Genomic DNA, 6,085 nt, shown 5'->3' with positions numbered 1-6,085 from the left:
GGGCAATAAAGTGGTGCTACCGCTTCTCGAATAAATTCAAAATCAATGACTTTAGCTATTTTACGAACAAGATGATTTTGGGGGACAAGCGCATCTAGTGAGATTTGCTCTATTTTTTCTGGTGTCGCTGGAGTTGGTTTTTTTAGCATAGAAGAACTTCTCTTATAATGGACTCCTCTCTATTAGATCAAAGAACTCGTCAAAAAGCGAGTTCTTTGTCATCAATCTGAAGCAATTAAATTGCTTTTATTTTTAGTATAGTTATATTTATAAACACGTGCTTTATATAACACTTCTAATTCTTTATTTTTCCCTTACATAAGCTGTTTTATGTTTATAAAAACACTACACATATTAAAACTCTGAATCTATTACAAACTCAATAAACATCTTAAGTTTAGGTAGCCTATATAAATCCGCTGTATAAAGCATGTATAATTTTCTGGCGGGAGGTAAATAATCTTGCAATATTGGTAATAATTTATTCTGTTTAATTGCCTTATTTAGCATTGCTTCAGGTAACATGGTGATACCTACACCTTCAATAGCTGCGGTGGCTAATGCTAACGTATTATTACTTTTAAACGAACCTGATATAGGCAGTTCAACTAACTTACCACTAATAGTAAATGACCAAATATCATCTTTTTTATTTCGATTCACATACTGATAGATTAGACATTGATGCTGGTTTAGTTCCTCAGGTACCGTTGGATTACCATATTGAGCTAAATAACTAGATGCAGCAGCAAAAATCAATTGATATGGCTTAAGTTGCCGTACAATTAAACCTGAATCAACTAATTCACCAATCCGAAATACAATATCAAAATCTTCTTTAATCAAATCAACATAACTATCGCTCAATTGCAAATCTACATCAATTTTTGGATAGCGCTTTATAAACTGGCTAATAATTGGGATTAAATTAAAATTGCCATAACTAATTGGAGCACTGATCCTAAGCTTACCTTTCGGCTCATCAATAAGTTGCTGAGCCTCAATAAGTTGCTGAGCTAACATTTTGCTAGCTTTAATCTCACTAAGAATAAACAGACACCGCTCATAATATTGTTTGCCAAATTCGGTAAGGATTTGTGAACGAGTTGTTCTATTCAGTAATTTTATCCCAAAATAATTTTCTAAAAACGCAATATATTTAGCAACCATTTGTGGAGAAGTATTTAATGAAACAGATGCAGCAGCAAAAGATCTTTTTTTACTGTTAGCACAAAAGCATCCATGCATCTTAATAGATCCATATTATCAGCCTTCAGTTGTTAATAAATCAATTTTCAAATCATTTATTATTCTTTATTTTACAAATATTATAACGCAAATCAAGTAAATACCTAAAAATATAGTAACTAAATACAAATTACAAACAAACGGTATTTAATCGTTTGATAGCATTTAACCAAATATCAACATAAAAAATGAAAGAGGATAAAATGACAATGACAGATAAAAAATATACTGTTATCACTGGAGCTAGCTCTGGTATAGGCTTTGCAACAGCCATTGAATTTGCTAAACGAAATAAAAATTTAATTATAATAGCAAGAAGAAAAGAGCAACTAGAACAATTAAAACAACGCATTAATGATATGAACCCGCTATTAGATATCATTATTCAAACGTGTGATTTATCGGTAGCGGTTAATGCACATTTACTATTTGATCAATTAGATCAATACAATATTGAAACATGGATCAATAATGCTGGTTTTGGTCATTATGGCTGTGTTGGCCTTCAGGATTTAACCAAAATCTAATCTATGTTGCATCTAAATATTGAAGCATTAACTATTTTATCCACTCTTTATGTATGTAAATACCAAAACCAATCAGGCGCTCAGCTTATTAATATATCATCACGAGGCGGATATACTATTGTGCCTAATGCTGTAACATATTGTGCAACCAAATTCTATGTTAATGCTTTTACCGAAGGGTTAGCGCAAGAATTAAAACAAGCTAATGCCCAATTAACAGCAAAGGTACTGGCGCCCGCAGCAACAAAAACGGAGTTCGGTCAAAAAGCCAATAATACAACCGAATATGATTACGACAATTGTTTTGCTCGCTACCATACCGCAAATCAAATGGCTGAGTTTTTACTGGCTTTATACGATAGCAACAAAGTTATTGGTGAGATTAATACTAAAGATTTCTCTTTTTCACTAAAAGATAGCCTATTTTCTTATTCAGGAAATCCGTCAGAAAACCAAAAGTAAGAAAATAACGAATTTACCAGCAATATTCAGTCGAAAATATTAATTTTAACAAAAATGAGTTTTGGCAATCGTTATTTTGATTGCCAATTTCAGTATAAAGAAAGAGAAATATAGTATATCGATTTAAAGTGACTTTTTATTTACTTCGATTAAAAAATAGCGTTTAAATGAAATTGGGCGCCAGACATGAAATAGGTTTCTAAGTGTAAACGGAAAGGTTTTTATAGGTTTTTTAAAAAGTTTAAGTAACCAACCATCAGTCCCCTCAAACGACATAAATTCAAAACTTAATGTATGATCCGATAAAATTTTAATATTCCAAAGCCCACAAGCGCTAAGCCAAGCATATGCTCCACCGCCAATTCTGGCACGATCAACGATATGGTAGTTTTTTGAATCAAGTAGATAGATGAATAAAACTTCTTCCCAAGGACCACCATCTTCCGTCACAAAAATTAAAACGTAACAGCTATCATAGCTAAAAGCCATTTCTAAATAGCGACCTTCTAGTTTTTCATCATAGCAAACACCATCAACTTCAACAAGCGAGCTAATTTTACCTCTTTTGCCTTTAGGTAGCGGTTTTAATGTAATATTAGATATCGGTTTTATCATGTTTATCCTGAAAAATACTTATAGTTCAGTTAAATAAAAATAATGATTGTCAAATTCTTCTATTGACGTATTTTTAAATACTTTGAGCATATAGATTTCATATGTGGGTGTTTATTCATACCATGCTAAGAAAGTTTTCTTGGTCCATTTTAGTACTATATCAGACTATAATTAATCTATGCGAGAAAATTTAACTGCTCAGTTTAAGAAAATCAGATAGTTATTATGAATGTATTATTAAAATAGTGATATTGACCCATTTAATGGGTGTACATATAATATGTGTACTTATTATATGAAGGAAGTAAAAAATGAAAATTTCAATATCTTGTGCAGTTCCAGTAACTTCTCAACCATAAAACTATATGGAAATACTATATTGATATTTCTTTAAGAAAATTATGGGAACTAGATTTAGAAGAATTTCGTATCTTCGGTGAATTAAAAAGTGGGGCGAAAGGAGTATTTAAACTACAAGATGCACCTGAGATGGAAGTTATTTTATCCACTGTTATTCCCGAGCAAGAATTTACTGAGCAATTTAATATACCTGATATGGGCATACTCTACTTTTCACATCAAATTGAAGTCGTATCACAAACAGAATCCATTATTAAATCAGTGATTTCATTGCTTCCTAATGAAAATGTTAATAAAGAAGCATACTACGGTTTTTTTAAACACATTTCAGATGATATTTTTGATAAGACATTTAGATTAAAAGAATTAGTAGAGCAATAAAGTAATGGATCATGAAACTCAATTTTTATCTAAGTTTGAGGAAGATTCAAAATCAATAGGCTTTCTTTTTATGAGAGCTTATTCAACTTGGCATAGTCAAATTAAAAACTGCCTTAAAAAGCAGTCTATTACACATCCTCAATTTATTGTGATGGCAACTACTGCTTATCTTTCTCAGAATGTTGACGAAGTCACTCAAATCATGATTTCTAAAAAAACAAATATAGATGTTATGACTATTTCTCAAATTATCAATAAATTGGAAGAAAAACGATTTATCATAAGAAATAACTCGTTAAAAGACAGCAGGGCAAGGTCAATTAAATTAACCGCAGATGGCTACGCAGTAACGAATAGAGCTCTTCCTTTAGTGGAGGATATTGACCAACAATTTTTTTCATCTTTAGGGAAAGATATGCCATCTTTTCATGATATGTTATTGAGGTTAGCAAAAATATAGAGTTTTTGAACTAATACGTTATGTTAAAATTTAGTCACCCTAGGTAAGCCTACACTTTTTAGTATCAAAAAGTGTAGGTCATAGATTCACTTTATTTTTAATTAATGGCCGATAAGTTAGAATCACTAACGAACAATCGATCAAAGTAAAGGGCAAACGATTATGAGTGCTTGTAATTTACAAATTATTGGTGATAAAACTTAGGCAAAATACAGTGATTGGATTAGTTATTTGCCAAAAGATATTCATTTTTATATTGTAGATTTACCATTAAGAGGTAAAAAAGTTAATAAACCAATGTATAATCGAGACACTGATTGATAATATTTTCCGTATCCTTGATATTATATGGTATTCTTTCAACTATAATCTCTATAGTCAACTGTTATTTAACTTAGTTTTACTGTAGCATGATCCTTGTCAAAATATTAGATAAACTTTTAACCAAAGAATTAATATTATCATCTACCATCATCAAAAAACTTAAATAAAATCAATTAGTTTTCTGACTGATTTTTATCATGCCGATTTATCCTTCTTACTGTCTCATCGCAGCCTTAGTCCCTGATATCATGGACTAAGCTTGGCGCGCTTAAACATGCATTAAATAAAGCGTAATCAACCGCCTATTGTTTGAATGCTATATTAAATTTTTACTTATATTGATTTAACATAGATATTGAGCAGATAATATACAGTGTATAACCATAAGGATAAGTAATGCAGAGTATTTATCGGCAAATTCGGAGGTATAAATCATATTGTATGCTTATTCGTTTTCTTGCTGAAAATTCAATATTGTTAAGTTTAAGCTACCGTATCACTACTAAGGTTTACCTCTGAACCTCGCTTACTGTAATGAAACCTAAAGATAACTTTCAAAGCTAATTAATGCGCCTTTTTGGGGATACAGATACGTATACTTATAAACGCCTGATTTTAGAATTATTCAATTTAACCAAGAGATATATACTACCAACATCAAATAAAGAGTAATTTTTATCTCTTGGCTTGATGGCTTTTATTTAAGTATCTGTTAATGGATGTTTTTTCTAACCATAATTATTTTAGGTATATGAGATATAGATATATTGCGTCCGTATACCTAAAAATTTTGGTTGTGAATGTACCTTAATGATACTTGCAGGGTAATAAAATTGCTTTTAAGGCTTATTGTTACTGGGCTTGGTGTGCTTTAAAGAATGCTACTGTTTATTGAATTGGTGGAGCTGGCGGGAGTTGAACCCGCGTCCGAAATTTCTACATCCTTGGTACTACATGCGTAGTTTGTTTTTAAATTTCATCAACCCGCTGCGAACAAACACGCTACTGATTGACTAGCTTGATTAAGTTTAATGATTCCGCCCCAAGCAAGGCTTCCACACGATCTCGTTTAGGTTTGACTCCTCTTGATCCCCGTCCTACGAGCGGAGGCTAGGGAGAGAAGGCTCTATGCAGGTTATTAAGCTGCTAGTGCGTAGTTTTCGTCGTTTGCGACTATTTTTTTGCGGTTTATTTACGAGGCCTACCGCACCTCGGCATGCACCTTGGGTTTCGCAAATCCCGTCGAATCCAGAATCAGCCCCAAATGTGGTTAGTATAAATATAATATCTAGGCATTATAGGCGAATTCAAGTACGAATACAAGTTAGCTTGCTTCTAGGTTAATTTTGCGTTGCTGTATATCGTTATTTCTATAATTATATTAAGCATTTGTAGCATTCTTTTGTAAAAAAGCTTCAGAGAAATAGATGCTTTAGTATAAGAATAAATTTTATGAACGTTAAAAGTAAGAATATTAACCAATCAATTATGTAACAGCTTAATAAAATAAATGGGTAATATTGTGAATAATTATTTTATTTCTAAAAATAATTATTGTTAAATAACAAAAAGTTATTTGTCATTTTGTTAAATATTAAAAAATATATGAAATTAAATTGAACTTTTCTCTAATTAATTTGTCTATATTAACAGATTACGTTTTTCATTTTTTGCCCTCCACTCGAGTTTTCGAGTGGATTTTTTTTGC

General features: G+C 31.4%; 4 protein-coding genes, 1 other RNA gene and 2 pseudogenes. 3 read left to right on the top strand and 4 right to left on the bottom strand.

Translation table 11 applies throughout. The features are described 5' to 3' along the window. A pseudogene (locus A9G41_RS13860) lies at positions 1–149 on the bottom strand (IS5/IS1182 family transposase); the annotation flags it as partial. Positions 150–354: 205 nt separating this feature from the next. Further along, positions 355–1,248 (bottom strand): LysR substrate-binding domain-containing protein, encoded by an 894-nt coding sequence (locus A9G41_RS04795; protein WP_065582618.1) that lies wholly within the window; start codon positions 1,246–1,248, stop codon positions 355–357. 209 nt (positions 1,249–1,457) lie between these two features. Here A9G41_RS04795 and A9G41_RS14675 point away from each other — a divergent pair. Next, positions 1,458–2,237: pseudogene (locus A9G41_RS14675) on the top strand (SDR family NAD(P)-dependent oxidoreductase). Positions 2,238–2,360: 123 nt separating this feature from the next. Here the strand turns inward: A9G41_RS14675 and A9G41_RS04785 are convergent. Beyond that, positions 2,361–2,852 (bottom strand): hypothetical protein, encoded by a 492-nt coding sequence (locus A9G41_RS04785; RefSeq protein ID WP_065582619.1) that lies wholly within the window; start codon positions 2,850–2,852, stop codon positions 2,361–2,363. Positions 2,853–3,341: 489 nt separating this feature from the next. Here A9G41_RS04785 and A9G41_RS04780 point away from each other — a divergent pair, with 489 nt between their 5' ends. Continuing rightward, complete coding sequence (locus A9G41_RS04780) at positions 3,342–3,593, top strand: hypothetical protein (protein ID WP_065582620.1); 252 nt, start codon at positions 3,342–3,344, stop codon at positions 3,591–3,593. A gap of 4 nt (positions 3,594–3,597) precedes the next feature. Then, positions 3,598–4,053, top strand: a complete 456-nt coding sequence (locus A9G41_RS04775; protein WP_075539391.1) for a MarR family winged helix-turn-helix transcriptional regulator — start codon at positions 3,598–3,600, stop codon at positions 4,051–4,053. 1,221 nt (positions 4,054–5,274) lie between these two features. Here A9G41_RS04775 and ssrA read toward each other — a convergent pair. Then, positions 5,275–5,639, bottom strand: a transfer-messenger RNA (tmRNA) gene (ssrA, locus tag A9G41_RS04770). Positions 5,640–6,085 lie beyond the last annotated feature (446 nt).

Origin of the sequence: Gilliamella sp. Nev5-1 (assembly GCF_001690895.1) — a bacterium.
GTDB classification, from domain to species: Bacteria; Pseudomonadota; Gammaproteobacteria; order Enterobacterales; family Orbaceae; genus Gilliamella; species Gilliamella apicola_C.
The sequence above is the reverse complement of the archived record's forward strand: the minus strand, read 5'-3'. Positions and strand labels throughout refer to the sequence as shown.